The 26,222-nt window shown below is 41.1% G+C and carries 26 protein-coding genes and 1 pseudogene; 9 read left to right on the top strand and 18 right to left on the bottom strand.

What is annotated here, in order from left to right; all coding sequences use genetic code 11:
* Both ACXAH9_RS15955 and ACXAH9_RS15950 read left to right on the top strand, forming a co-directional pair.
* Positions 1-507 (top strand): annotated as a pseudogene (locus ACXAH9_RS15955) (2-succinyl-5-enolpyruvyl-6-hydroxy-3-cyclohexene-1-carboxylic-acid synthase); the annotation flags it as partial.
* Complete coding sequence (locus ACXAH9_RS15950; RefSeq protein WP_474895853.1) at positions 488-1,336, top strand: 1,4-dihydroxy-2-naphthoyl-CoA synthase; 849 nt, start codon at positions 488-490, stop codon at positions 1,334-1,336. The pseudogene ACXAH9_RS15955 and the gene ACXAH9_RS15950, both read left to right, overlap by 20 nt.
* 35 nt (positions 1,337-1,371) lie before the next feature.
* On the opposite strand, the gene ACXAH9_RS15945 is transcribed toward ACXAH9_RS15950, so the two are convergent.
* The 3 genes from ACXAH9_RS15945 to ACXAH9_RS15935 are packed head-to-tail and all read right to left on the bottom strand — an operon-like array spanning position 1,372 to position 4,282.
* Entirely contained in the window at positions 1,372-2,295 is a 924-nt protein-coding gene (locus tag ACXAH9_RS15945) for a FecR family protein (protein ID WP_474895852.1), read from the bottom strand.
* 57 nt (positions 2,296-2,352) lie between these two features.
* A complete protein-coding gene (locus ACXAH9_RS15940) occupies positions 2,353-3,762 on the bottom strand; it encodes a carboxypeptidase-like regulatory domain-containing protein (RefSeq protein ID WP_474895851.1) in 1,410 nt (469 codons plus the stop codon).
* A complete protein-coding gene (locus ACXAH9_RS15935; RefSeq protein ID WP_474895855.1) occupies positions 3,752-4,282 on the bottom strand; it encodes an RNA polymerase sigma-70 factor in 531 nt (176 codons plus the stop codon). Before ACXAH9_RS15935 ends, ACXAH9_RS15940 begins: the two co-directional genes overlap by 11 nt.
* A 35-nt stretch (positions 4,283-4,317) precedes the next feature.
* On the opposite strand from ACXAH9_RS15935, the gene ACXAH9_RS15930 reads away from it, so the two are divergent.
* The 3 genes from ACXAH9_RS15930 (at position 4,318) to ACXAH9_RS15920 (ending at position 6,419) form a co-directional block, all read left to right on the top strand.
* Positions 4,318-5,334, top strand: a complete 1,017-nt coding sequence (locus tag ACXAH9_RS15930) for an AMP-binding protein (protein WP_474895850.1) — start codon at positions 4,318-4,320, stop codon at positions 5,332-5,334.
* Complete coding sequence (locus ACXAH9_RS15925; protein ID WP_474895849.1) at positions 5,331-5,981, top strand: hypothetical protein; 651 nt, start codon at positions 5,331-5,333, stop codon at positions 5,979-5,981. The genes ACXAH9_RS15930 and ACXAH9_RS15925 overlap by 4 nt, the downstream gene beginning before the upstream one ends.
* A gap of 81 nt (positions 5,982-6,062) precedes the next feature.
* A complete protein-coding gene (locus ACXAH9_RS15920) occupies positions 6,063-6,419 on the top strand; it encodes a DoxX family protein (RefSeq protein WP_474895848.1) in 357 nt (118 codons plus the stop codon).
* A 66-nt stretch (positions 6,420-6,485) separates the two neighbouring features.
* On the opposite strand, the gene ACXAH9_RS15915 is transcribed toward ACXAH9_RS15920, so the two are convergent.
* The 3 genes from ACXAH9_RS15915 to ACXAH9_RS15905 all read right to left on the bottom strand — a co-directional run bounded on the left by ACXAH9_RS15915 (position 6,486) and on the right by ACXAH9_RS15905 (position 8,640).
* On the bottom strand, positions 6,486-7,535 hold the full coding sequence (locus ACXAH9_RS15915; protein WP_474895847.1) for a PA0069 family radical SAM protein: 1,050 nt from the start codon (positions 7,533-7,535) through the stop codon (positions 6,486-6,488).
* 21 nt (positions 7,536-7,556) lie between these two features.
* A complete protein-coding gene (locus ACXAH9_RS15910) occupies positions 7,557-8,108 on the bottom strand; it encodes a rhomboid family intramembrane serine protease (RefSeq protein ID WP_474895846.1) in 552 nt (183 codons plus the stop codon).
* Between the two features lie 70 nt (positions 8,109-8,178).
* Entirely contained in the window at positions 8,179-8,640 is a 462-nt protein-coding gene (locus ACXAH9_RS15905) for a hypothetical protein (protein ID WP_474895845.1), read from the bottom strand.
* 144 nt (positions 8,641-8,784) lie between these two features.
* Here ACXAH9_RS15905 and ACXAH9_RS15900 point away from each other — a divergent pair, with 144 nt between their 5' ends.
* Complete coding sequence (locus ACXAH9_RS15900) at positions 8,785-9,108, top strand: Hpt domain-containing protein (protein WP_349566809.1); 324 nt, start codon at positions 8,785-8,787, stop codon at positions 9,106-9,108.
* A 1-nt stretch (position 9,109) separates the two neighbouring features.
* Here ACXAH9_RS15900 and ACXAH9_RS15895 read toward each other — a convergent pair whose 3' ends face one another.
* The 8 genes from ACXAH9_RS15895 to ACXAH9_RS15860 all read right to left on the bottom strand — a co-directional run bounded on the left by ACXAH9_RS15895 (position 9,110) and on the right by ACXAH9_RS15860 (position 16,944).
* Positions 9,110-9,760: a SanA/YdcF family protein gene (locus ACXAH9_RS15895; protein ID WP_474895844.1), complete on the bottom strand. Its 651-nt coding sequence runs from the start codon at positions 9,758-9,760 to the stop codon at positions 9,110-9,112.
* Positions 9,757-10,416: a TrmH family RNA methyltransferase gene (locus ACXAH9_RS15890; protein ID WP_474895843.1), complete on the bottom strand. Its 660-nt coding sequence runs from the start codon at positions 10,414-10,416 to the stop codon at positions 9,757-9,759. Before ACXAH9_RS15890 ends, ACXAH9_RS15895 begins: the two co-directional genes overlap by 4 nt.
* Positions 10,416-13,007 (bottom strand): DNA gyrase/topoisomerase IV subunit A, encoded by a 2,592-nt coding sequence (locus tag ACXAH9_RS15885; RefSeq protein WP_474895842.1) that lies wholly within the window; start codon positions 13,005-13,007, stop codon positions 10,416-10,418. Before ACXAH9_RS15885 ends, ACXAH9_RS15890 begins: the two co-directional genes overlap by 1 nt.
* Positions 13,008-13,325, bottom strand: a complete 318-nt coding sequence (locus ACXAH9_RS15880) for a hypothetical protein (protein ID WP_474895841.1) — start codon at positions 13,323-13,325, stop codon at positions 13,008-13,010.
* Positions 13,318-13,944, bottom strand: coding sequence for a SatD family protein (locus ACXAH9_RS15875; protein WP_474895840.1), 627 nt, complete (start codon positions 13,942-13,944; stop codon positions 13,318-13,320). Before ACXAH9_RS15875 ends, ACXAH9_RS15880 begins: the two co-directional genes overlap by 8 nt.
* Positions 13,945-14,007: 63 nt before the next feature.
* Positions 14,008-14,508, bottom strand: a complete 501-nt coding sequence (locus ACXAH9_RS15870; RefSeq protein ID WP_474895839.1) for a hypothetical protein — start codon at positions 14,506-14,508, stop codon at positions 14,008-14,010.
* Positions 14,508-16,385 carry a DNA topoisomerase IV subunit B gene (locus ACXAH9_RS15865; protein WP_474895838.1) on the bottom strand — a complete coding sequence of 626 codons (1,878 nt, stop codon included), beginning with the start codon at positions 16,383-16,385 and terminating at the stop codon, positions 14,508-14,510. Before ACXAH9_RS15865 ends, ACXAH9_RS15870 begins: the two co-directional genes overlap by 1 nt.
* Before the next feature lie 142 nt (positions 16,386-16,527).
* On the bottom strand, positions 16,528-16,944 hold the full coding sequence (locus ACXAH9_RS15860; protein WP_474895837.1) for a hypothetical protein: 417 nt from the start codon (positions 16,942-16,944) through the stop codon (positions 16,528-16,530).
* A 58-nt stretch (positions 16,945-17,002) separates the two neighbouring features.
* On the opposite strand from ACXAH9_RS15860, the gene ACXAH9_RS15855 reads away from it, so the two are divergent.
* Positions 17,003-18,211: a sterol desaturase family protein gene (locus ACXAH9_RS15855; protein ID WP_474895836.1), complete on the top strand. Its 1,209-nt coding sequence runs from the start codon at positions 17,003-17,005 to the stop codon at positions 18,209-18,211.
* 109 nt (positions 18,212-18,320) lie between these two features.
* On the opposite strand, the gene ACXAH9_RS15850 is transcribed toward ACXAH9_RS15855, so the two are convergent.
* From ACXAH9_RS15850 to ACXAH9_RS15835, 4 genes are all read right to left on the bottom strand, one after another.
* Positions 18,321-18,845: an SRPBCC family protein gene (locus ACXAH9_RS15850; RefSeq protein WP_474895835.1), complete on the bottom strand. Its 525-nt coding sequence runs from the start codon at positions 18,843-18,845 to the stop codon at positions 18,321-18,323.
* Positions 18,846-18,857: 12 nt separating this feature from the next.
* Entirely contained in the window at positions 18,858-19,172 is a 315-nt protein-coding gene (locus ACXAH9_RS15845; RefSeq protein ID WP_474895834.1) for an ArsR/SmtB family transcription factor, read from the bottom strand.
* A 113-nt stretch (positions 19,173-19,285) separates the two neighbouring features.
* Positions 19,286-21,925, bottom strand: coding sequence for an ABC transporter permease (locus tag ACXAH9_RS15840; protein WP_474895833.1), 2,640 nt, complete (start codon positions 21,923-21,925; stop codon positions 19,286-19,288).
* Positions 21,922-22,248 (bottom strand): PadR family transcriptional regulator, encoded by a 327-nt coding sequence (locus ACXAH9_RS15835; RefSeq protein WP_474895832.1) that lies wholly within the window; start codon positions 22,246-22,248, stop codon positions 21,922-21,924. The genes ACXAH9_RS15840 and ACXAH9_RS15835 overlap by 4 nt, the downstream gene beginning before the upstream one ends.
* Positions 22,249-22,737: 489 nt before the next feature.
* Between ACXAH9_RS15835 and mnmE the strand changes: the two genes are divergently transcribed.
* Both mnmE and ACXAH9_RS15825 read left to right on the top strand, forming a co-directional pair.
* Complete coding sequence (gene mnmE / locus ACXAH9_RS15830) at positions 22,738-24,102, top strand: tRNA uridine-5-carboxymethylaminomethyl(34) synthesis GTPase MnmE (protein ID WP_474895831.1); 1,365 nt, start codon at positions 22,738-22,740, stop codon at positions 24,100-24,102.
* Between the two features lie 241 nt (positions 24,103-24,343).
* Positions 24,344-26,185, top strand: a complete 1,842-nt coding sequence (locus tag ACXAH9_RS15825) for an erythromycin esterase family protein (RefSeq protein WP_474895830.1) — start codon at positions 24,344-24,346, stop codon at positions 26,183-26,185.
* Positions 26,186-26,222: the final 37 nt, after the last annotated feature.

Below are 26,222 nucleotides of genomic sequence, written 5' to 3'. Positions count from 1 at the left end.
CCAGTTCGTTATGCTGATTTATTTGGAGTAAAAAATAATATTAAGATTTATGCAAACCGAGGCACAAGTGGAATCGACGGTTGTACTTCTACCACGGTGGGAACAAGCCTGATTTCTGATCAGATGAACGTATTGATAACCGGTGATCTGGCTTTTCAATACGATCGTAATGCCTTCTTTCATAACTATAAGCTGCCCAATCTCCGGATAATCGTACTCAACAATCAAGGGGGCGGAATTTTCCGATTGATCGATGGCCCAGCCAGGCTACCTGAACTCGAAGAATACTTTGAGACCAGGCATAACCGAACAGCAGAATATATTTGTGCTGAAAACGGATTTGAGTATCTCAAAGCAGGTGACAAAGAGTCACTGAAGGAGCAGTTAACAAGACTCTACGAACCTTCAAAATCAGCAAAGGTTTTAGAGGTATTTACAAATCCGGAGACCAATCAAAAGACCTATAAAGAATTAAAGAAACGTATACATGAGCGAATCAACAATTGACTGGAAAGTTGCAGAGGGGTTTGAAGACATTACCTATAAAAAATGTGGCAAAGTAGCCAGAATCGCATTCAACAGACCGGAAGTTCGCAATGCGTTCCGTCCGAAAACGGTCGCTGAACTGTACAAAGCTTTTCTTGATGCCAGGGAAGATGTGAATATTGGCGTGGTGCTTTTAAGTGGTGAAGGTCCGTCACCTAAAGATGGTGGCTGGGCTTTTTGTAGTGGTGGCGATCAGAATGCCAGAGGACATCAGGGCTATGTAGATGAAGATGGTATGCCTCGACTGAACATCCTTGAAGTACAACGATTGATTCGATTCATGCCTAAGGTTGTGATTGCTGTCGTACCAGGATGGGCTGTTGGCGGAGGACATAGTCTGCATACCGTGTGCGACCTGACGCTTGCGAGTAAGGAACATGCCATCTTTAAACAAACCGATGCAGATGTAACGAGCTTTGATGGTGGATATGGATCTGCGTATCTGGCTAAGATGGTCGGTCAGAAACGTGCTCGAGAAATCTTCTTTTTGGGTAGAAATTATTCCGCTCAGGAGGCATTTGAGATGGGGATGGTGAATGCGGTTATCCCTCATGAAAAGTTGGAAGATGAAGCCTATCAATGGGCACGGGAAATTTTAGCCAAGTCCCCTACTTCAATCAAAATGCTCAAGTTTGCTTTCAATCTCACCGATGATGGAATGGTAGGTCAACAGGTATTTGCCGGAGAAGCTACCAGATTAGCTTACATGACCGATGAAGCGAAGGAAGGAAGGAACGCATTCCTTGAAAAAAGAAAACCAAACTTCAATGACATCAAGTGGATTCCTTGACCGAAATAAGAATCTAAAAATAAACAAAGGGGTGCTTAGCACCCCTTTCCTTTGAGTATCGCTTTTCCTTTTGAGAATTCATATTCAACCCCAAAAGTTCGGGCTATAATTTCGATAGCATCTTTGGCTTTTTTCTTATTGAGCTTGGCAGTGAGTTTACAGTTTCGAAAGTCCTGATTCTCAAACTTAACTTCTATACCGTATACATCTTCTATAACCGACTCAACTTCCGCCATGGTGCTTTCTTCGAATGTAATAACCTTCGTCTTCCAGGCCAGGTAGTTCAGATCGTTATTGTTTCGTTTGATTATGCCTTTGTTGTTTATGGAAACTAGTCCCATCTCACCTTCAGCAAGCTTTACGGAGACAGCATCTTTGCTTTCTTTAATTTTCGAAATTTCCACAAGACCTGATTCAACACATACTTCAGTTGAAGTGTCATCGGATTTTACCAAGAACGATGTACCCAATACCTGTACTTTAGCATATTCAGTATGAATGATGAATGGCCGAGACTCATCTCGCTCCACATCGAAATATGCTTTTCCCGAAACTCTGACTTCTCTCGCATCTTGATCAATATTAATTATCTCAAGAGTTGAGTTTTCGTGAAGAGAAACTTTACTACCATCGCTTAGCTTTTGATTTGTGAAGTTTACCTCTCCTGAATTTTGATTAAGTATAAATAGTAATGAGATAGCAAGAATTAAAACCGCAGCGCTTGCATATTTAACCCAATTTCTCATCATAAAAGGAACTTGTTTAGCTTGAGGTTCCTTCAAAATTTCATCTAAAACATGCTTTGGCGGGGTGAGTTCGGCCTGTGTAGCAGACCAAACATTTTTTGCACCTAAAAATGCTTTTGCGTTTGTTTCTGATTCCGACCTCCAACTTTCCACCATTGCTATTTCGTCATTGGTAGCTTCTCCCGTAAAATATTTTGCTAGTACTTCTTCCATTCTTTTCTTATCGTCTGGTTGTTAACAATTTACAGGTCATCTCCCCCTAAAAACTTTCTACAAATTATCATATCTAGGATCATAATTTATAGGTACTAAATCAGCGGTACGCTCCCATGACCAATATCCATATGTCGTCATACCAAATCTGTCTATCACTTCACCTGTCAAATCTAATCGAACTGATCGTTTTAATAAACGAAGGATAGAAAGTTGATTACCTGGATTCTTGATTAATATTCCCTCATCATTGATCAAATGTCCATAAAGGATAGGGACTGATTCACTCTTATTGAGAAAGGTTATGCTCTCTTTTTCCTTTCTATACGTAACTACTAAATAGTTTTTAAAGTCCAATTCATAGTGATCACCCTTAAATATGATGATATCTGAAGCGCTTAATTCCTCAGACTTATTTAGTTCAAATTTTTGCAGGTTCTTTATGTGAAAAATTCGAAACCCTTCTTTTCTCAATTCATTATTCAATAAGGCTCTTTTAAAATGATTGAAAGACCCTTCATAACCTAGTTTTCTGTTTCGCCTCCATAACTTATGCTCCCTACCATTTTGCGGGTCTAAATTTCTAAAACGTATTTTTCCTCTAAATCTTAAATTATCCTCTTGCTTTTTAAATGACTCCAAAAAATAACTAATTCTATAACCTAGCGCATCATTCCTTATCTGAATTGGGTACTGTGAATAAGCGTGAAGCGTATTGGAGACATTATCAAAAGTAAAATTTAAAACCTCTGGATTCTCAATTACACATAATGCCGCATTATCAGTTTGACCTAACAACTCTTCCTTAAAAATACTGTAATAGCTCTGCCAACTATTTTGATCTCTCTTTATTCTATTGGATACAACCTCAACCTCTTCTAGTTGACCCAGATTTAATTCCATACGATGATTCTGTATTCTTGCTCCACCGTTATACTCAGCAATTTGATAGACTGCATTTTCATACCCTACGTATGAAAAAACAAGATCATAAAATCCAGGCGGAATTGATTCTAGTTTAAAATTCCCATCTAAATCACTGGAGACCCCAATAGTTGTTCCATCAAGAAAAACGTTTGCATCATGAAGAGGCTTACCTGATTCATCATATACGGTTCCTGAAATTGAAAAGAAATTCTTTTTCCGTTTAACCACCTGCTCGCGAGGAGCATAGTTCAAAATTATTTGATCTTTAAAGAATGAATAATTAAGCCCGGTACCAACCAAAAGCTGAGATAGAAATTGATCAATAGGTGTATTATCCGCTATAATAGTGTACAAACTTCCCTTAGGTAGAAGTTCTGAATTATAGCTGAAAAAATAACTTGTCTGAGCACTTAAACTATCAAAAACTACTTCCAAAGGGACATTCTCAAATGAGCCATTTATCAGGTCATTATTACGCTTTTGAGCGTTTGCTGATATTGCTAACACACAAAATGCAAGACTGAATATGCTAGCTCGCATCCCTAATGACTTTTTTTAAATCTTGTAAGGTTTCTCGCAATACCTTCAATGCTTTTCCCATTTGTACCTCTACTGTTTTTACAGATATTTCCAAATGATCTGCGATTTCCTGGTACTTCAGCCCCTCAAAGCGACTTAACTTGAATATTTCCGAACATCTGGGTGGAAGCTTTTCAATTTCCTCATTGATTCGATTTCTTATAAGCTCTGGATCTTCGATATCGAAATCGTTTTGATAGGAGGATTCCATCATCTGAATGACATATTGCCTATAGCCATCTTTTACTTTTTCATGCTTTATGGTATTCAAGCATGAATTATGAACAGACCTATATAGATAGCTTTTTATTGATGAATCTTCGGATAATGAATCGCATTTTTCCCAAAATTTAACAAAGACATCCTGTACGATTTCTTCTGCCTCTTCTTTAGTATCCATAAAGCGAGAAGCATACAAAACCATTATTGAATAGTATTGATTAAACACGAGTTCGAAAGCCCTCTTATCTTTGTTGATCAAACGATTTACTATAACCTTTTCGTTTTCCAATTGCAGTGATTGTATCCTCTAAAAATTTTGTTCTAAAGTTAGAAGAAATTCTAATAGATGATCTTCCAACAGGAAAATATAACGAGAGCGAAAATATTGTGTTGGAATTAATTCGAAGGTGGCATTCCGGTCAACAAAAATTTACTCATAATACCTCAGGTTCAACAGGAAGACCCAAGAAAATCATAATTAGTAGGGATAAAATTGAAACTAGTGCCAAATCAACATTGTCATTTATTGATCCAAATAATGAAATACGTAACTCTCTCCTATGCATTAATCCATCACATATAGGTGGTGCCATGGTGATATATAGGGCACTTATTTTCGATCACGATCTCACAATAATAGAGCCGTCTTCCAATGTAATGAGTGCCCTGAATAAGGATCGAATCTATGATCTTACCTCCATGGTGCCCATGCAATACAGAAATCTTAGTAAAAATGATCTGACCAGGTTTAAGAATATTCTTATTGGTGGAGCTCCAATGCCGGTGGACAAAACGGCATTAAATACAAATGTCTATTCCACATATGGTATGACAGAAACTGTTTCCCACATTGCCCTGAGAAAACTTTCAGAAGAAGTCTTCACCACTGTTGGGGATGTGGTGGTAGACATCACCGAAAAGGGAACGTTAAAAATCAAAGGGTACGTAACCGACAACAAATGGTTAGAAACAAACGATCTTGTAGATATTCAATCTGACAAGACTTTTAAGTGGCTCGGTAGAGCGGATTTTGTCATCAACTCCGGAGGGATCAAAATAAATCCGGAAATGATTGAAGCACGTCTAGATAACCAAATTAAGCAAGCGTTTATTGCTGCTTCTTTACCCGATGATACACTTGGTAGCAAACTGGTTTTGCTGATTGAAGGGGATTATCAAACGCTTGATTTTTCCGACCTGCAGAAATACCACCAACCTAAAGAGGTCTTTTTTAATCAAAAGATATTCAAAACTGCCAACAACAAAATTGATAGAAAGAAAACTCAGGAGCACTTCGAATCGACATTATGAAAATCACCATATCATATCAAACCCAACAACTCCCTCCCCCTTTTGCCTATGCAGCGGTTCTTTCTGCTGATATTGCTGACATGAGCACAAAGCTGGATTTGGAATACCTGGATCGAGATAAGGTGTCTGATGATGAACTCAGAGCGGAAGGTTTTACTCGAGATGATGATTTTCACTGGGTTGGGAAGCTCAATCAAAAATGGAAACATGACATTGAGGGATTAACCAAACTTGACATGAGTTCAGATCCCGATGCTGAAATCTATGTGCATATTGATTTAAACGGCCGAGCACTCGGATTCCCAAGAGACATTTCTCACACCAATCTTATTTTTCAGGAAATTTTACAAGCCATACTGGAGCAGGCTAATATAGAAATGCCGCTGATAATAACATGCCATGTTAATAATGAGAAGCTTGATTTGAGTTGGGAGTTTTCAAAGAGGGAGCTCGAAGTAAATAATAAAGCAATGGAGAACTGGCATTTGGGTAGAGAGTTAATCAAATCAATTTATAGCCTGGATTTTGATTCATTAAAGCATACTAAAAAGCCTAAGGATGGAAGCGTTAACTTTGGTGATGGGCTTTGGTACCAGATGCCGGCAAAAGTTGTTAATGAGCTGAAGTCTTTGATCCGCAGCTTGTAAGGTTTTCCGTTTTGTAATTGGCTATCAAAAAACCTATCTTCAGGGTGGATTAACATCTTTCTCAACCTTTAACTCAACCAAATGAAAAGCTTAGGATTTTTAGGAAAACTCATGTATGCCGGACCAATGGCAATGTTCGGAATATTTCACTTAATGGGTGCCAATGAAATGCAGGGCATGGTGCCTGATTTTTTACCCGCTCCCGTAGTATTTGTATACTTAACAGGTGTTGCCTTAATATTAGCTGCCGTTGCAATTATAATCGGGAAAAAAGCCAAATTGGCCACCCAGCTTTTAGGGTTGATGCTAACACTATTTGCTGTTCTAATACATCTTCCCGGATTTATGGAAGGAGGCCAGGCTGCCACATCCAATTTCCTTAAGGATTTGGCTCTTGCTGGTAGCGCATGGTTCATGAGCATCCATTTGAGTGACTAAGAAAACTGTCCAAACCTGGATAAGTATGAAGAGAGAGTTCCCGGCAGTATTGTCGGGACTTTTTTATTAAAACAAACTGTATGCACCTCCCCTTCTGAAATGGGAAGTTTCAAGCTGCGTAAAGCACTTTTCACCAAAATACTTTCGCTTACTCACTTCAAACAGCTTGCTTATTATACCCGATATCTTCCCATGCCCTTTAATCCGCCTGCCAAACGTTGTATCGTTTACATTACCACCATGCAAATCCTGAATTTGATGCCATACCTTTGCCACCCGATCCGGTAAATTCTTTTGGAGCCAATCATAAAAGATCTTTCCAATCTGTCCATTTAACCTTACAACTGTATAGCTGGCAAAGCTGGCACCCGCGTTGGCTGAGTTTCTTAAAATATCGGGAATCTCATGGTGATTAAGACCAGGGATTATGGGTGCATTCATCACACCAACTGGTATATTACTTTGAGCTAGCGTTTCCATCGCTATGAGCTTCTTTTTAGCACTTGCAGTTCTTGGCTCAAGTTTTTGGCGGAGTTTTTCATCCAGGGAAGTGATTGAAAAAATAACCTGAACCAAATTGTTTTTGGCAAGTTCGCTGAGAATGTCAATATCTCTTGTCACCAAAGCATTTTTAGTGATGATGCCCACCGGGTGCTGATATTTATTGAAAATCTCCAATAATTTCCGAGTCAGTTCAAACTTTCGTTCGATGGGCTGATAACAATCTGTATTACCGCTTAACATGATTGTTTTAGGCTTATATGACGGTTTCAGGAATTCCTGCTCCAACAACTTAGGTGCTTCCGGTTTTACGATGATTTTTGTCTCAAAATCTAATCCTGCACTAAAACCCCAATACTCATGAGAGTTCCTTGCATAGCAATACACACACCCATGTTCACATCCCTGATAGGGATTCACTGATGCTGACAACCCAATGTCAGGACTCTTATTCGTAGAAATGATCTTTTTAGGGGTCTCTTTAAATACCTGAGTCCTTGGTCTTTCAGTTAATAATTCTTCATCTAGGCCTTCTGCTGATTCAGTTGAGATAAAATAATCTGAAAACTTATTTGGAACGTTAATCTGCGAACCCTTACCTTTTAAATAATTCATGAATTAAAATTACTAATATTTTTAGTAATTGATTCTCTTTGATTTGGAAAAGGTGAATGCACTGGCTAATCCTACTACCGCTCCCATGAGATGGGATTCCCAGGAAATACGTTCGTCAAAACTAAAAAGTCCATAGGCCAAACCTCCATACAAGAAAATCATGAAGGCGCTGATAATTACAGATTTAAAATTCCGTTTGAATAAACCAAAAAATACCAGAAAAGAAGCTAATGCGTAGATCAGTCCACTTGCTCCGATATGGTAAAAAGGTCTTCCAAAGATCCAGACAAGAATATTGGTGAAGAAATAGGCATGTAGAAATACCCGTGGAGCTATTCTTGGATAGAAAAAGTATAAACTACCTCCCAAAACAAGTAATGGAATGGTATTGGAGGCCAGATGGTTGAAGTTGCCATGGAGTAATGGAGCCATCGCAACACCGATAAGTCCAGATATCTCTCTGGGATAAATGCCTAAATATCCAAAGTCAATTCTTGAATAAAATTCAATCGTAAAAACCAGCCACATAAAGAAGCACAATCGAAGCGGAGGGACTATTCCTGATTTAGGCATAGGGTAAAATAAAAAAAACCCTGATCTTGAAGAAGTCAGGGTTTGGTTTCTTGATTGATAATAGCAGCTACTATTCTATTTCTTTCAGCATCTTCAACTCCATTAGTCTTGCCTCTTCATAGCTTACGGATAAATAGCCAAGCACTCCTCCTGATGCTTCTGCAATCTTCTTAGCAAGGTCTTTCAGACTCGCAATAAGTTTGATCGCGAAATTCTTGTCCACTTTTTGTAGAATGAAATTCAGCTTTCTCAGTTCAGTTGTAATGGCAGATATTCGTGCTTCCGTTCCTGAAGGAAGTTCATCGACCAACACATTAAAGTTTTCCTCAAATTTTTCGCCCACAAGCTTGTAGTATGCTGATAATTGCTCACGTGATCTACTCTGCTTTGTTCGTGCAACATCAATAGCCTCTCTTCTCTCTGATTTATCAATTTTACCATCAGCTCCTGCAATTAAAATTGCTACATATACAGGGGCCTTTAGTAATACCTGTATCTCGTCTTCTCGTAGTGGTTCAAATTCTGGGATCATTCCTTTTTGTATATTTCAAATTTTCGGCTCGAAAATACAAAATTATTTCTCCTCTATTGTTGACACACCCACTAAAATTTGGTTATGTTTTTTACCTAGATGTTTTGATTACATGTTAGTTTTAAAGTCAGGATTAAGCAAACTATGGTTAAAATCGATTTCACCTATTTAGAAGTACTCAGCGAGGATGACGAAGACTTCAAAGATGAGTTTATAGAAACATTTGAAAGCACCTATGTATCCCTGGTACGTAAAATGAGAGAGGAGTTGGCAAGTGGTAATATGGACCAGCTCTCAAAATCAGCTCACCAGCTAAAGCCATCAGCAAAAATGATATCCTTGCCATGTGCCGAAACATTAGAGGATATCCAATACCACCCCGAGAAAGCAACAGAAGAAATCCTCACCGACATCCACGATCAGTGTGAAGATGCTTTAAAACAGCTAAGAGACTGGGTGGGGAGATGATTTAATCAGTGATTGGGAGCGTCACCTTTTCTCCAAGGTACTTTGGCTTCCTTTGCAATACGTAAAGGTCGAGTACGGCGATTGTTCGTGCCAGCACTTCCCTTAAAGCCAGTGTATTCCCAACCGGTCCTCCATCATCAGCAGAAACTGCTACTGCATCCATATCAAAATACCTGGCTATGAACAACGAACGGTAGCAATGAAACTCCTGAGTAACAATTGTCACTTCATTTTGTCCAAACACTTCTTTACATCTTATAACAGAATCCAGTGTTCTCAGCCCTGCAAAATCCAGTGACACATCTTCCTCAGGGATATTTAAGTCACCCAATGCATGCAGCATATCTCTTGGTTCATTGTAATACCTTGTTCGGTTGTCCCCACTCACGAGTATGTGCTTGATCTTACTATCCAGATGAAGACTTGCTGCAGTCTCCATTCGTTCCATAAAAAATCGATTGGGTTTCCCTTCAGAAGTTCTTTTACTTGTTCCAAGAACTAAGGCTACCTTATTTTTAGGTACTCTCAGTGGATCATAAATCAAGTTCTTTGTGGATTGCACGACCCAAATATTGGTACCGAGAACAAAAAGAAATAGTGTGATTGATGTCCAAATTCCCAGGCGGAGAAGTTTTTGCGGTGTTATTCTCATATTTCCACTCCTTTCGTTTTCAGTATCAAATCAGCTTCCCGCACAATTTTGCGATACCACTCTGAGCGTAAAACCAGCTTTTCATTCTCATTCAGTGTTGGCCAATCTTTCAACTTAGCTTTTAAAACAGTTAGACAGATGGCTGCACTAACGGAAAGATTAAAGCTTTCGGTGAACCCTTGCATTGGTATATGAACAAACCCGTCCGCCTTTTCCCCTGCCTCTTCACTAATTCCGTCGGCCTCTGTACCAAAAACAATAGCTGTTTTTCTGAAAGGATCTATGTCTTCAATCGATCGTGAGGTCTCGTGAAGGGATGTGGCATAAATTTGATAGCCTGACGCCTTTAAATGATCATAGCAAGCATCTACGTTATTAGTTGCTTTTGTATGGTGATGCAAGGTCACCCACTTAGCTGCACCCTGCGTAATTCCGGGGTTTACCGAATAACTGTTCTTGTTTTTAATGAAATGCAAATCCTGAATGCCCATGCACTCAGCAGTTCTCAGCACCGCGCTCACATTGTGTGGCTTATCGATATCCTCAAAGACCAGCGTGATATGTCTGGTTCGTTTTTCTAATACACGCTCAACATGTGTTTGCTTATTTTCCGAAACAAACTCCTTCAGAATATCGATGGCCTGCTGATGGTCCATTACTCTTTCTTTTCGCCAAACAAGCCAAGCTGATTCTCCTCTTCCTCTACCTCACTTTTTATGGTGTTCTTAATCTCATCAAGGTCAATTGTGCTTTCCTTTGGCTTCTCCTCTTTAATCAAACTAACAGAGATCACGTTCTGAACAGGTAGCTTATTGCCAATCGCTCTCCACCCTTTAATGTCTATTAAATTCATGAGGTCCAGTTTCTTTTTCTCATGCTTACGACCATCCTTGTAGGTAACCTCTACATCCGAATCAATGCCTTTGGAGATAAATACGAGTTTCGAACTTCTTGCTTCAGTTACAAACGAGAACTTCTTGTTAGGTGTATTGGTCTCGATAATGAATCGCTTCACAAAGTAGGTTTTGGATTCTCCATCGTAATGGATGGCATTGAACGATGCATCCTGATCCAATTTGTAAATACCCATCAGGCTGTTAAAGTCATAGTGGTTGGTCAACTCAAAAGAAGTGGTCTCATAGGTGCCGTCTTTGTAGAAGGCTACAATTTGATCCTCTGACATGAAATTGCCCAGCAATTCACCACGCTCCTCCCTGTTCAATCTTCCTACCGTAGGATCATACCAGATATCTACTCCGCCTAATGTTGATCTTCCTTCCTCCTTCAGTACAATCTTTCTCACAGGGTATTTGGTAAGGATATTACCTCCGGCACCCCTTCCTTTGATCTCAAGCTCAGCAAAATCAAAATCAAATACCTTCTTTCTAGCTTTACTTGCCTGAGTCAATGACACTGTTACGATCTCCGCCTCACCATTAGGATTGGCCGTGAAGTAATGCACCTTGGAGCCTTTGTTCTTCTTGGTCAGATCATATTCACGATCCCTCGTTACAGATAGCACCTGGAATCGCTTCACATAGGTGTTTCCTGACTTGCTATCCACATAGGCCATGTTGTAGACCATACGCTCGTCATTCTTCTTAAAAACGCCTGTATACAGGATGTCTTTACCCACAAAGACCTTGTCCTGGATTTTGGTCACCACACACTTGCCATCCTTGGTGAAGGAAATAATATCATCGATATCTGAGCAATCGCAAACAAACTCATCCTTCTTCAATCCATACCCAATGAAACCATCCTTACGATTTACGTACAACTTGGCGTTGTTTGCAGCTACCACTGTTACATTAATCGTATCGAAGTTGGTGATTTCTGTCTTACGCTCACGCCCCTTACCGTATTTATCCAGCAAGTTCTGATAATACTCAATTGCAAATTCAGTGAGGTTATCCAGGCTGTAATCTACCTTTTCGATCTTCTCTTGTAACTCCCGGATCTGAGCTTCTACCTTGCTGGTATCAAATCGGGTTATGCTACTCAGCGGCTTATCAATAAGCTTCTTGTAGTCCTCATTGGTAATCTCACGATAGAACTGATCAAAGAATGGTGTAAACAGAGTGTTAAGAACCTCATAGCACTTCTGCAAATCGCCTGAGTTTTCATATTCCGGATTTTTGTACATCCCCTCATTGATGAAAATCTTCAAAAGATCACTGAAGAATATCTTTTCTTTCAATTCAGCCTTCTCAATCTCCAATTCTTGTCGCAACAAGTCAACTGTCTGATCTACCGATTGCTTCAGAATTTCACTGATACCAATGAAATGAGGCTTGTCATTAATGATCACGCAGGCATTAGGTGAGATGGACACCTCACAATCAGTGAATGCATATAGGGCATCCATGGTGATATCAGGAGAAGTGCCCGGAGCAAGATTCACCAGGATCTCAATATCCTTTGCAGTGTTATCAATTACCTGCTTCACTTTGATCTTGCCCTTGTCGTTCGCCTTAACTATCGATTCAATGAGCGAAGTGGTGGTAGTTCCGTACGGAATGTCTTTGATTACAAGTGTCTTGCTATCTCTTTCCTCGATGGTGGCTCGTACGCGAACTTTGCCCCCACGCTTTCCATCATTGTAGTCTGTAACATCAATCTTACCTCCAGTCTGAAAATCAGGAAGTAATTTGACTTTCTTGCCTTTCAGTGTGGCAATGCACCCTTCCAGGATCTCACAGAAGTTGTGAGGAAGCATCTTGGTAGACAATCCAACAGCAATCCCTTCTACTCCCTGAGCAAGCAGTAAAGGAAATTTGACTGGGAAGGTAACCGGCTCTTTTTTACGTCCATCGTAGGAAAGCTGCCATTCGGTAGTTTGTGGATTGAAAAGTACCTCCAAGGCAAACTTTGAAAGGCGAGCCTCGATGTATCGAGGCGCAGCAGCAGAATCACCCGTGCGTACGTCACCCCAGTTTCCCTGCGTGTCAATGAGTAGATCTTTCTGCCCCAGGTTCACAATGGCGTCTCCAATGGATGCATCTCCATGTGGGTGATACTGCATAGCACTACCGATGATGTTCGCGACCTTATTGTATCGTCCATCATCCATCTCCTTCATGGCATGTAGAATCCTCCGTTGTACCGGCTTCAAACCATCATTGATGGCCGGCACTGCTCGTTCCAGGATTACGTATGAAGCATAATCCAGGAACCAGTTTTCATACATTCCGGAAATTGGAATTACATCATGAATCTCTTCCTCGTTTTCGTGTTCTTCTCCCATTTAGAAACAATATTGACTTGTTAGGTAATAACCAATTACTATTAAAACTGATACTAAATTCCCAGTTAGGAAATAGTCGTTTGATATCTTATCATCGTCCTTCAAGCGAGTGGCGATTTTTAACGCTCCAAAGAAAGCCAATCCCTGAGGTAAATCCGCAAGCAAAATGATGAATAAAAAAGCCCGTTCCAGTGCTCCTCGCAATACGCTACTCAGCGTGAGGTTTCGCCGAAACATCTTCGTAATCAGAAAGAAGGTCAGCAGAGCACCAAGCTCTCCTACCACATAAATAGCGATATGGATTATGTGCTTATCCATTAATCAGATGATGGAGTAAATCTTTGCACATTAGGTATTCATCAATGGCTAAACTTTTTCTTCTCCGCCATAAGGTTGATTCGTCTTTCTGATGAATCTTAGCCAATGCTTTATAATCATGTCCCTGCAAAAATCCTGATACGGTACTGCGGTCTTTTGGGTGCCAGCTATCAATGAAATGCTGAGTTACTTTCATCATCTTATTGATCACTGTGGATGATTTGGTAGAAACATAAAAGCGAGCAGTGTCCTTCTTCATTTCATTAAGCCTTTTACGAGCGTTGGTCAATCCTGATCCCAGCATCTCATAGGCTTTATCCGGATTGACGGGCGTTTCCACCAGACCCTCATAAAGTACATACCTCAACTTGAAGTCAAATTCTTCTTCCAAAATGTACTCCTCCATCGCCAAAATGATGTCTATACCAACCGTAGCAGAGGCAACAATCCCCTGAAATTCATCCCCAAGTGTTATGGTTAGTGGCGACTCTATCGATTCACTGTAGATCTTATTCGTATAGCTCACAAGCATCTGAAAGTCAGCCATGAGTAACTTTCCGTCCTTTTCATGACTATCTACTACATCCGCCATTAATATGAATCGCTTTTTTGCTTCCATAACGCAAGATCTAATTTATTGTATTTTTTTTACAAAAAATCATTTTTTGCATAATTATTACAATCAATTACTTGGTAATGAACAATCTGACCCAATTTGTTCTTTATACTCACGATGCGCCTTTCGCACATATGAGCGTATTCGGTTCAACTCAGCGTCTATCCGTTTATAATTAAAAGGATACCAAATAGATGGTTTGCATACTACCTCATCTCCAAACTGGTCATGATGGTAAAGTTTAAATTTGTATAGACCGTCCAGACTTACTATTTCAACATCCTTCACAAGGTGATATGGAATTTGGATCTCATAGTCACCCTCTTTCACATATAGATTTTCTGAATCATAGGCAACTTCCTTCATAGATCTCATACGTTTCAGGAAGGACGGATACCAGTAAGCCATTAGAAAAATTGGGTATCCAAAACCGATTATATACCCAAACCATCCTCCTCTTTGAATATGTGTAATTACATAAAACCCAAAGAACAAGCACAGGAAACCTACTATTGTAATCTTGTAGATAAGGAAAGCACGTGTTGTTAGTGACTTAGACCGTTCCATCAGGCAGCTTCCACATCTTTCTCCACTTCAGCAATCAGATCTTTCTCTACCCTTAGCTTGTCTATGATGAACTGCTGACGATCAGGAGTATTCTTACCCATGTAGAAGGTCAGTAAATCATGAATACTGGTGTCCTTTTGAAGTATCACCGGATCTAATCGAATATCATCGCCAATAAAGGCGGCAAACTCACCAGGGCTGATCTCCCCTAATCCCTTGAAACGGGTTATCTCTGGTTTGCTTCCAAGCTTCGCAATGGCATTTCTTCGCTCCTCTTCTGAATAGCAGTAGATCGTTTCTTTCTTATTCCTTACACGGAACAATGGTGTATCCAGAATGAAAATGTGATTGTTTCTTACCAGCTCAGGGAAAAACTGCAGGAAGTAAGTCAATAGCAACAATCGAATGTGCATGCCATCCACATCGGCATCCGTGGCGATTACAATCTTACGATAGCGTAACCCTTCCAAGCCATCCTCTATATTCAATGCATGCTGAAGCAGGTTAAATTCCTCATTTTCGTACACCACCTTCTTGGTATGACCAAAGCAGTTGAACGGCTTACCACGCAGCGAAAACACTGCCTGTGTTTGGACATTCCGTGATTTGGTAATGGATCCACTGGCGGAATCCCCCTCTGTGATGAAGATCATGGTTTCATCCTTGATGGTATCATCGCCTTTCTTATCGTTGAAGTGGATTCTGCAGTCTCGTAGTTTCTTATTGTGCAGGTTTGCCTTCTTGGCTCGTTCGTTGGCCAACTTCTTGATTCCTGCAATCTCTTTACGCTCCCGCTCAGATTGCTGGATACGTTTCAATAGTGCATCTGCAGTATCCGAATTACGATGTAAGAAGTTATCTAATTCGGTTTTAACAAAATCATTGACAAATGTCCGCATGGTAGGTCCATCTGGCCCAACACTTTGTGAACCAAGCTTCGTCTTGGTCTGGCTTTCAAAGACCGGCTCCTGCACCCTTACAGCTATGGCTCCAATAATGGCAGATCGCACATCTGAAGCATCAAACGTCTTTCCATAAAATTCTCTGACGGTTTTAACAATGGCCTCTCTGAAAGCTGCTAAGTGTGTACCTCCCTGAGTGGTGTATTGTCCGTTGACGAACGAGTAATATTCTTCTCCGTATTGATTGGCATGGGTGAGCGCCACCTCAATGTCTTCGCCTTTCAAATGGATGATCGGATAACGAATGTTTTCAACATCAGCCTTCCTGGTGAGCAAGTCTTTCAGTCCATTTTCTGAGTGGTATTTTTTACCATTCAGAACGATGGTCAACCCGGAGTTTAGATAGGCGTAGTTCCACATCAAATTGTCCAGGTACTCCGGAATGAAATGGTAATTTTTGAATACAGTATCGTCCGGTTCAAATATGATTTGTGTACCATTGCGACCTTCAGCTTTCTGAACCTTCGAGTCGTTTGTGACCTCTCCTCTTTCGAATTCCGCAACCTTGGTTTCACCATCCCGATAACTCTGTACCTTGAAGTAATTGGACAAGGCGTTTACAGCTTTGGTACCCACACCATTCAATCCAACTGATTTCTGAAATGCTCCGGAATCGTACTTACCTCCGGTGTTGATCTTACTCACACAATCAACCACTTTGCCAAGCGGTATTCCTCTTCCGTAATCACGTACCGCTACCCGATGATCGGTCACCTTCACTTCAATGGTTCGACCATGCCCCATCATATGCTCATCAATACTATTATCGATGATCTCCTTCACCAATACATAGATGCCGTCATCCGGTGAACTTCCGTCACCCAGCTTACCTATATACATCCCAGGTCTCAGTCGGATGTGTTCCTTCCAATCCAGTGATTTGATGCTATCCTCAGTATAAATCGCTTCAGCCATGCAGTAAAATCGTTAAATATGATTTAATATTCACTAATCCAAAGTAATTATAAAAATCCAATACTTACACGTAACAACCTAACATTATCAGGTAGTCTTACTTGAAATAAGTCAATTTAATAAGCTGATATTGAGTATCTTGCTACTTATTTGTTATTAACAAAAAAATCAAGCCAATTACCCAAATCACTAAAAGAGTTGGTCCCAGATAAGATAAATATGCGTAGCTCTCTGGGTTGATGTGATTCGTATTATTAAGAACACCTATGAATCCTACCATGGTGGTTAGGTAGAAATTGACGATAAAAACAATGGACCTGATCCAAGAAGATAGTTCTTCACTCAAGCTTCTTGTTCCAAGATTGGTGGTCACTCTAAGCAGGATATTGATGATCATAAAAGCGCCGAAAAAATAATAGAAGAAGTTCTGCTTGTGAAGCTGATTTATTCCTTCTATTCCCAAATCAACAGATATAGGGAGGTAGGCATAGACCAAAAGGAAAATCGCTGCAAATAATAGAACTGAGATTCGATTGAGAACTTTGATCGCTTTTATCATAACCGCAAATCTAAGCAGCGCAGGAAAGAATTGTTATGCCATATCATTAATTTTGGATATGGACTTCAACCCGGTTATTCTTTCCATCCCTCTCTACTTCACCCTCATCGGGCTTGAGCTTATCTACCAGCTGGTAAAAAAGGTGAAAGTATATCGAACAAATGATGCAATTTCTAACATCAGCTGTGGAATTTCCTCTCAGGTAACAAATGCGCTCTGGGGTGTGTTGTCGATAGCCATGTATCAGTACGTATACGAGTATTGGTCGTTAGCTTCCATCCCTAATGTCTGGTGGAGTTATATTCTGTTGTTTCTGTTAGTGGATTTAATGTATTATTGGTTTCATCGCGCCAGTCATGAGATCAATTTTCTATGGAATACGGCCCATGTAGTCCATCATCAAAGTGAGGATTACAACTTATCTGTAGCACTTCGACAGGCTTCTTTTGGAGGTGCATTTGCCATGGTTTTCTACTTACCACTGGCGCTACTTGGTTTTAATACTTATGCATTTCTTACAGTAAAAGGAATAAACCTTATTTATCAATTCTGGATTCATACTGAGGCTATTGACAAGCTTCCGAGGTGGTTTGAGTACGTTTTTAATACCCCTTCGCACCATCGCGTACATCATGGAAGAAACCCCAAATACATAGATAAGAATCATGCCGGAACATTGATGATCTGGGATCGCATGTTTGGTACCTTTCAACAAGAAGAAGAAAAGCCAACCTATGGAGTGACTAAGCCTACAAATACCTGGAATCCGGTTTGGGCCAATATCCTTCCTATCGTAGATATGACTAACCAGGTGAAAGCAACTCCAGGCTTCTTGAATAAGATTAAAGTGCTCTTCTACAAACCCGGTTGGCAGCCAATTGAATTAGGTGGCTACCAGATAGCACCAGAGGTGGACAAGAAAACCTATCGGAAGTTTGACGTGCATCCGCACATGCCCATGATCCGATATGTGTTCGTTCAGTTCATACTGGTCCTTGGTTTTACTTCTTTATTTCTATTCACTCAATCCAACTTTTCTTTAGAGATAAAACTGGCTATGGCTGGATTCATCATATGGTCCATTGCTCAGATGGGTATCCTTATGGAGAATAGAAGAAATTGGATCCCAATCGAATACGTGCGATTGATAGCATCTGCTGCTTTAATCATATTCCTGATTGAATCATCTGTTGCAATAGCTATCGCAGGCGGATTCTTGCTGGTGTTTGGAATTTGGTTTTATTCTGCTTCAAGGAAGACTCAGTAGAGAATTTGCATCTGATTACGAGATCGCTTCGCTATACTCTCGATGACGTTATAATTTTATTTACGCCATTGCGGGGAGGTACGGCAAGCAATCTCATTCTATTCATGTGCTAAGAATCTACCCTCTTCTCATACTCTTCTTCCATAGCTGAATGAGCCTTCCAAAAGGCTTTAGGGTTCTTCTCACTTAAACGGTCGGTCAGAATATCCAAATGGGTGTGCCATCCCGCGAATGTCCCAATTCGTGCATCTCGATCTGTTTTTAGGTTTGAGTGTGTCAAGGTGAGTTTAACCTGACCTCCCAGTTCTTCTAGTTTGAAAGTAACTTCACCCCCTTCCCAGCCAATCACGAGTAAGCGTGGTTTATCATAGGTGAGAACGTCAGCAATAGAAGTCATCCCTCCCTCCAGATCTTTGTACTTTTCAGGAATCTCTTCTTCTTCAGGCGACAAGAGGTCATGATTGAATTGATATTCCACCTTCCCGCCTGCTACCGTATCCATGGGTCCACCAGCAAACCATAGGGCTCTTTTATCTCCATCGGTGAGGTATTCCCATACCCGATCGATGGGGCCTGGCAGCAATCGCTCAAATTGTAAGGTGTGATCTTCGATTAGTTTTCCGTATTTATCCATGGTAGTAATTAGTTATTTGTTGTCTTCTTCTTTTAGCAAGGCTTCCAGTTTATCCAGGCGTGTATTCCAGAATCGACGATACTGATGCACCCACAATGCGATCTCTCCTAGTTTGTCAAGGTTGGCATGACAATAGCGCTCCCTGCCCTTCTTCTTAGTAGACACTAATCCACATTCTTTGAGTATTCTCAAATGTTTTGAAACAGCTGGCCTGCTCATTTGAAAATTATCTGCCAACTCATTTACATTTTGTGGTTGTTCAGAAAGGATATCTAATATCCCTCTCCGGGTTGGATCTGCTACCGCCTGAAATACATCTCGTCGCATAATATGAAACCTTTCGGTTACAAGTATACTAAAAAGAAACCAAATGGTTACACTTAAATTAAAAATATATTTTAAAAGCCTGTATCAAAGAGCATGACATTAGTGACTGATAATCACTCCTGCTTCAAACTCTCCACCGGGTTGGTAAGTGAAGCTCTAATCGTCTGAAAGCTGATAGCTAATCCACCAATTAAAAAAACAATCACGGTGGCCAGAACGAAACTCCACGCATTAATTGTTGTCCGTTCAGCGAAATTCTGAAGCCAGTAATCGGTAGCAACGTATGCCACAGGCCATGAAATCAATGTTCCTATAAGCGTGGTACGCACCATGCTGTTAGACAGTAACCAGACTAGTGTAGTTGTATTGGCTCCCAACACTTTACGAATACCCACCTCCTTTCTACGGGTTGAGATATTGAATGAGATGAGACCAACCAATCCTAAGCATGCAATGAGAATTGATAATGATGCCAAAACCAGAAAGATCTGTGCCGTGGCTGCCTCGTTTTGATACAGTTTTTCGTATTCCTCATCCATAAAGAAGTACTGAAATGGATGATCATTCGTATAGCCAGCCCACAACACATCGATTTGCTCGATGGTCTTTCTTACATCCTGATCACTTTTCAACCGAACGCTGATATACTGCGGGGCATCATCAGTGAGAAGCTCTAGTGATATCGGCATAATGGGCTGGTGCAATGATTCAACATAATAGTCTTTTACTACACCAATGATCGTTATTAACTCATCCATATGCCATGGAGAAGTGAGCTTCTGGCCTACAGGATCATCATATCCTAAAGCCTTCGCTGCTGCTTCATTGATTACCACTGCATGGACGTCTGTCTGTTTATGTTCCTCAGAAAAGAAACGTCCAGCAACCATTTCAATATTCATCACCTGATGATAGTTCTGATCTACCAGATTATTTGGAAACAAAAACGTTTCACCTTTATCCTTAGGGCGATATGATCGAATATCATACCCCTTTCCAGGCAGGGTTTTGGTGTGTGACACCTGCTGGACATTGCTCATTGCAATCAATTCATTTTCAAACGTCTCCAGATGATTCTGTAGGGCATCCGGACGTCTAATCACCATTACCTGCTCTTTATCAAAGCCCAGATTCTTGGTAAGCATGTAATCGATCTGATTGTAAACAACCAGTGTTACTATAATGATCACAATGGAAGCAGCAAACTGGATTACCACGAGCCCATTTCTAAGCCAACCTGAGGTACCTACTGGTGACAAGGTGTTCTTCATGGCCCAAATCGGATGAAATCTGGAAAGTACAAATGCTGGATAACTACCAGACAGAATTCCTACAAGTGTGGCAAAGATGATAAGCGCTATAGGTCCCCAAAAACTGGAGAGGATGCCGAATGCCAATTCTTTTTGTAACATCCATTCAAATGATGGCTGTAGTGTATAGGATAGAAAGGCTGCTAATATCCCGGCTGAAAGTGCTAATAGAACAGATTCAAAGATAAACTGCTTTACCAGCAGTGACCAGCTGGAGCCCATCACCTTTCGAATGCCTACCTCTCTAGCTCGAGTAGCTGATTGTGCAGTAGCCATGTTCACATAGTTGAAGATGGCAATAAAGAGAATGATGAAACCAATGACGGCATAAATGTATAGGTAGGATAGGTTTCCAATAGGTGTTAGCTCCTTTGTGAAATCGGATTTAAGATGAATGTCTTTCATCGACATGAGCTCATACCCTACCCAGTTTCCGGAAGCCTCCCACTCACCGATGGTTTGCCCTGTATAGTATTCAATCTGAGGAGCCATATGATTGTAAAAGATGTCACGCATGCTTTCTTCCAAATCTTTGACATCAGTTGCTTCATTAAGCAATAAATACGTGTGTGCTCCATTTCCAATCCAGTTATTGCCTTTGTCTACATCAGGAAGTGAATTAAGGGAAGCCAACATATCAAACTGAATGTGTGAATTGGGAGGCGGGTCTGCGACTATTCCAGTAATGATATAGAATGACGAATCTGTATCAAGCTGGATTTGCTTGCCTACCGCTCGCTGGTCTCCAAAGAATTTTTCAGCATAAGATGTAGTAAGAACAAGTGATCGAGGATGCTTAAAGACCTCCTTCGACTTTCCATCGATTAAGTTGAAATCGAAAAGCTCAAAAAAGGAAGGGTCTACATAAAAAAGACCATCTTCTATGAATTTACGATCACCTTCTTCCAGCAAGACTGGATCACTTTGAACGATTCTCACCGCACTTTTAACAGCGGCATAATCATTCAACGCCACTGCAGCTAGTGGTGCACTTGCAGGTGCTTCCCTGTTCTGCTTGCCATTTATCACCGCGACGTTACTCACCCGATAGATCTGTTCATACTTTGTATGAAAACGATCGTAACTGAGCTCATTTATAATATAGAAGGCAATAAGCACAAAACTGGTTAGACCGATGGTTAGTCCTGTGAGATTGGTAAGGAAATAGCGCTTATTCCTTGCGAAATTCCTTACTGAAGTGAAGTAGAAGTTTTTTAACATAGCAATATTTGAGTTTGACCTTGATTGTTTGAATGCAAATGGACGTACTGCACTGAATACATCCAGAAAATAATGAAGGGCAGCTTTGAATCTTCCATTCCGCTTTAACCGGAGGTAATACAGTTCTTCCAGGTCTCCCTGAAGAAACTCTAATACCTCTTCCGAACAAAACCATTGAAGGATCTTTCCGGCAAGCTTTGGTGGATTGGGTTGTGTGCTCATGAGCTGGTATTCAGATTTAGTCCCGGCACTTCTCTTGAGAAGGCCATCCGCAGCTCGTTCGCTTCTTCCAATACTTTTATTCCATGATTAGTAAGACGATAGTATTTCTTCCGCCTCCCTCCCCGCTCGCTGGTAGCTCCTCCTTCAGAAGCCTCTAAATAACCTTTCTCCTCCAAGCGATACAATGCTGAATGCAATGCTCCAATACTTGGATTCTTCTTGGTTTTCTCTTTCAGGATCTCCTTGATGGTAACGCCATAGGCATCTTCACCGAGCACCCCTACTGCCAATAATACCAATTCCTCAAAAGCTCCGAGTTTCATATTAGTCCTATTTATTTCCTATTTACAAAACAAATATATAATTATTTATTTCCTATTTGCAAATGAAATGAGTAAAACTATCATAATTGTAGAATCGAAGGATACAGAATTCGCGTAAGTGTTAAGAACAGCAATGTTGCCTTTGAGGGCTTTTTCTACAGTTTAAACCATGAACTACCCCCTATTCCCTTGCGAGCGAGGAACAAGCGAGACTTGGGAATCTTATAGAACAAGTCATTTGGATTGATTTTACATACACACACCATACCCTCCTATCCCTCGTGAATCTTCGATTTGACATGATCTTTTGGCGGAAAGCCGTTCCGATTCGTTTTTGCATCAAGGTAAAATGAAGAGCCTCCTGAATTACAAACTCACCTCAGCCCCTCTCTAGCTTAGAGAGGGATAGATGATGCAGTGATAGACACTTTCTTCATTAAGGAAGAAAGTAAAGAAAAACATCTCCATTTCTCCTATACTTTTGCACCCATGTCTCACATCAATGACACCATTACAGCGTTAGCCACCCCTCCCGGACAAGGTGCTTTGGGTATTATACGCGTATCCGGATCCGATACCATTGAGATAGTAAACGGGCTATTTCGAGGAAAAGACTTGACCAAAGTTGCCTCTCATACCATCCACTTGGGAACCATACGAGATGATGAAAACACCATTATCGATGAGGTGCTTGTATCGATCTTCAAAGGGCCTCACTCCTACACCAAAGAAGATGTGATTGAGATCTCCAGCCACGGCTCGCAATACATCCTACAAAAGATCCTGAACCTACTGGTGAAGAAAGGCGCCCGACTTGCAAAACCCGGAGAGTTCACACAGAAAGCATTTTTAAATGGTCGCTTTGATCTGGCACAGGCAGAGGCAGTAGCTGACCTAATAGCATCTGAGAATGCCAGCATGCAACAGACGGCCATGAAGCAGATGCGGGGTGGTTTCAGTGATGAGATCAAGAACTTACGCGAACAGCTGGTACACTTTGCCTCTATGATTGAACTGGAATTGGACTTTGCAGAGGAAGATGTGGAGTTTGCCGACCGGCAGGGATTGATAGACCTTATCGATAAGATCCAAACCCTGATCCAATCGCTGATCGCCAGCTTTGAATACGGAAATGCCATTAAAAACGGTATCCCCACAGTTATCGCAGGAAAACCAAATGCAGGAAAGTCCACCCTATTGAATGCGTTGCTCAACGAAGAAAAAGCAATCGTTTCTGATGTGGCTGGCACCACAAGAGACTTCATTGAAGATCAAATTTACATTGATGGAATTGCGTTCCGCTTCATTGACACTGCGGGTATTAGAGAAACGGAAGATCAGGTGGAAAGCATAGGTGTGAGACGTACGCTGGAGAAGATGAAACAAGCCAGCCTGGTGATCTATATGATTGATCTGGCGAACGATACCATTCATGATATTGAAGAGCAATTAAAGGGCCTAAAACAGTCAGAGGTACCATACCTTGTCGTTGGCAATAAGGAAGACGAAGCACAGCAGGAGCTGATGGATGCGATTGCAGAAGAAAGCCCGGTGTTTATCTCTGCAAAAAGCAAGACCCATTTAGACGACCTGAAAGTTCGACTGAAGGAGTTTGTTCAGGAAACTAAAAGCTCCAGCGATGTGATAGTTACCAACGCCCGACACCTTCAGAGCTTGCAGCAAACCAATGAGGCACTCAACCGGGTGATTGAAGGTATCAACATGCAAATGAGTAATGACCTGGTGGCTCAAGACATACGATCTGCCCTCTTCCATCTCGGTGAGATCACCGGAGAGGTAACGACCGATGATCTGCTGGAGAACATCTTTTCTAAGTTTTGTATCGGGAAGTAATGCTCACTGGTTAATTACCTCTGATAACTGAAAAAAAGCTACATCCTATTTGCGCATCCCCTCTCCGTGAGGCTTGATCCAATCACATCCCGGCAATAAGATTTTCAACTGGTAGCTATTATGCCTATCTTATTCCGCTTAACACCGAAATGAAGCTCATGGAATGACCAGTACCCCCATAATTGGATTTCATGAAGCATATACACTGCAATACATGAAACCCTTAAAAAAAACCTTTTGCTTGCTTCTTCTACTTTTAACCTCTTGCGTAGAGGATTCTACCGAAAAGAAAGTAAACCATTGGATCGCCGATCATGCCATTCCCCTCAAAACGGTACTCCCCGGTAGCGGATTTGAAGATCTTGAACCATTATCGAAAATGATTGGTGATTCGCGGATCGTTTCTTTGGGGGAGCCTACCCATGGCAATCGGGAAGTATTCCAACTCAAACACCGAATTATTGAATACCTGGTTAAGGAGCATGGCTTCAACATCTTTGCTCTTGAATGTCCCTTTGGTGAGGCCTATGATATAAATCGATACGTGATCGATGGTATTGGAGACCCAATAAAGGCCCTGGCCGGCATTTATTTTTGGACCTGGGATACAAAAGAAATCCTTGCCTTGCTTGAGTGGATGCGAGCCTATAATGCAGATTCAAATCATGAGAGAAAAGTCAAATTTTACGGTTTTGATATCCAGGATCCCGAGCGGGCAGCACGAGTCATGTTAGAATACTTAAGAGAAGTAGATCCTGAGCTATGGCTATCCATTAAACCCGAGTTGTCCATCCTGGAAATCCAGTTTTCCGATCCCATTGGGTTGGGCCGAAGACCTTTTATCCCTGAAGAATATGATCAGGCGAGCTTATTGGAGATAAAGCGCGTCATGAAAGCGTTCCAAAAAAACAAGCAAAAATACATTTCCTTAACAAGCGAAAGGCAATGGGCATGGGCACGCCAACATGCGAGGCAGGTTGAAATTTGGATCGATGCATGTTTCAATGAAGGTGAAAATTTCCTGGATCTGAGGGAGATGGGTCAGGCTGAAAATATCAAATGGAGCCTCGACCGGGAAGGAGCGACATCAAAAGCTATTGTCTGGGCGCATAATTGCCATGTATCAAATGCTGCCCCAAAGGGTGAAACCAATATGCATGGTTATTACCTTAGAAAAAGGTATGGCGACCAGTTAAAAATATTTGGACTGTTTTTTAATAAAGGATCTTTTAATGCCATTGATGCAAATATGCCATCCAGGGGCATGCACACCTTTACCGTTGGTCAGGCACCAACAGGCACCTTGGAGCACGCCTTAGCTTCAGCTAAACATTCCCTAGCCATGGTAGATATGCAGCAGTTACCACAAACAGGTCCAATCCGCGATTGGTTTTATACGAAGCGGTCAACCAGACATTCTGGAGGCGGATACAATGAAATGAAGCCCGAAGACTATTTTTGGTCATATGTACCGGCAGAGGCTTATGATGTACTTGTTTACCTGGACTCAACCGCTGCTGTAAACGCTATCAACGATGCTGATTATGATAACATCTGGATGCTGGACAAAAAATTAAAAACTCCAGCTAATTTGGATTTTGAGGACAACCCTGCGGGTGAATTACCTGAAGGATGGTTGGTATGGTCTAAATTTCAACGCCTGGGTGTAAAGTTATTAGTCACAGACCGAAACCCTTACCGCGGGAACAATGCAGCCATGGTTCATCGGCCTGCGGGCCTTTCGTACGGTGAGATCACCCCCAACCTAACACAGAGGATTGATGCTTCACCATACATAGGCAAAACAATTCGCATAAAAGCAGCATGCCGATCGGACGTACAAGCTCCAGGCTTTGCCTTTCTCCGGCTCTCCATTGATCCGGATGTACTGGAAAGTGCTCATCAGGGATTACCTCCCATATTTGACAGCCTGGATAGTATAAGAATAGAAACTTCTGATTGGAGTATTTATGAAGTAGAGACAAAAGTTCCTGAGGAGGCGGCAAGTATTACTTATGGAGTCTACCTCAGGGACCCAGGAACTGTGTGGTTAGATGATGTGGCCATCGAGATTATTCAATGAAGTAAACATCATGAGCCTGTTGTTGGGAATGATATGT

Source organism: Ekhidna sp. ABH4_415, assembly GCF_056161305.1.
The sequence above is the reverse complement of the archived record's forward strand: the minus strand, read 5'-3'. Positions and strand labels throughout refer to the sequence as shown.

Excerpts from the sequence above, each read along its gene's own strand:
- ACXAH9_RS15845 (WP_474895834.1), bottom strand. The coding sequence starts at position 19,172 with ATGCGACGAGATGTATTTCAGGCGGTAGCAGATCCAACCCGGAGAGGG.
- ACXAH9_RS15840 (WP_474895833.1), bottom strand. The coding sequence starts at position 21,925 with ATGAGCACACAACCCAATCCACCAAAGCTTGCCGGAAAGATCCTTCAA.
- ACXAH9_RS15890 (WP_474895843.1), bottom strand. The coding sequence starts at position 10,416 with ATGGACCATCAGCAGGCCATCGATATTCTGAAGGAGTTTGTTTCGGAA.
- ACXAH9_RS15870 (WP_474895839.1), bottom strand. The coding sequence starts at position 14,508 with ATGGAACGGTCTAAGTCACTAACAACACGTGCTTTCCTTATCTACAAG.
- ACXAH9_RS15880 (WP_474895841.1), bottom strand. The coding sequence starts at position 13,325 with ATGGATAAGCACATAATCCATATCGCTATTTATGTGGTAGGAGAGCTT.
- ACXAH9_RS15855 (WP_474895836.1), top strand. The coding sequence starts at position 17,003 with ATGGACTTCAACCCGGTTATTCTTTCCATCCCTCTCTACTTCACCCTC.
- ACXAH9_RS15895 (WP_474895844.1), bottom strand. The coding sequence starts at position 9,760 with ATGAGAATAACACCGCAAAAACTTCTCCGCCTGGGAATTTGGACATCA.
- ACXAH9_RS15885 (WP_474895842.1), bottom strand. The coding sequence starts at position 13,007 with ATGGGAGAAGAACACGAAAACGAGGAAGAGATTCATGATGTAATTCCA.
- ACXAH9_RS15925 (WP_474895849.1), top strand. The coding sequence starts at position 5,331 with ATGAAAATCACCATATCATATCAAACCCAACAACTCCCTCCCCCTTTT.
- ACXAH9_RS15945 (WP_474895852.1), bottom strand. The coding sequence starts at position 2,295 with ATGGAAGAAGTACTAGCAAAATATTTTACGGGAGAAGCTACCAATGAC.
- ACXAH9_RS15860 (WP_474895837.1), bottom strand. The coding sequence starts at position 16,944 with ATGATAAAAGCGATCAAAGTTCTCAATCGAATCTCAGTTCTATTATTT.
- ACXAH9_RS15950 (WP_474895853.1), top strand. The coding sequence starts at position 488 with ATGAGCGAATCAACAATTGACTGGAAAGTTGCAGAGGGGTTTGAAGAC.
- ACXAH9_RS15905 (WP_474895845.1), bottom strand. The coding sequence starts at position 8,640 with ATGATCCCAGAATTTGAACCACTACGAGAAGACGAGATACAGGTATTA.
- ACXAH9_RS15940 (WP_474895851.1), bottom strand. The coding sequence starts at position 3,762 with ATGCGAGCTAGCATATTCAGTCTTGCATTTTGTGTGTTAGCAATATCA.
- mnmE (WP_474895831.1), top strand. The coding sequence starts at position 22,738 with ATGTCTCACATCAATGACACCATTACAGCGTTAGCCACCCCTCCCGGA.
- ACXAH9_RS15875 (WP_474895840.1), bottom strand. The coding sequence starts at position 13,944 with ATGGAAGCAAAAAAGCGATTCATATTAATGGCGGATGTAGTAGATAGT.
- ACXAH9_RS15835 (WP_474895832.1), bottom strand. The coding sequence starts at position 22,248 with ATGAAACTCGGAGCTTTTGAGGAATTGGTATTATTGGCAGTAGGGGTG.
- ACXAH9_RS15915 (WP_474895847.1), bottom strand. The coding sequence starts at position 7,535 with ATGAATTATTTAAAAGGTAAGGGTTCGCAGATTAACGTTCCAAATAAG.
- ACXAH9_RS15910 (WP_474895846.1), bottom strand. The coding sequence starts at position 8,108 with ATGCCTAAATCAGGAATAGTCCCTCCGCTTCGATTGTGCTTCTTTATG.
- ACXAH9_RS15865 (WP_474895838.1), bottom strand. The coding sequence starts at position 16,385 with ATGGCTGAAGCGATTTATACTGAGGATAGCATCAAATCACTGGATTGG.
- ACXAH9_RS15850 (WP_474895835.1), bottom strand. The coding sequence starts at position 18,845 with ATGGATAAATACGGAAAACTAATCGAAGATCACACCTTACAATTTGAG.
- ACXAH9_RS15920 (WP_474895848.1), top strand. The coding sequence starts at position 6,063 with ATGAAAAGCTTAGGATTTTTAGGAAAACTCATGTATGCCGGACCAATG.
- ACXAH9_RS15900 (WP_349566809.1), top strand. The coding sequence starts at position 8,785 with ATGGTTAAAATCGATTTCACCTATTTAGAAGTACTCAGCGAGGATGAC.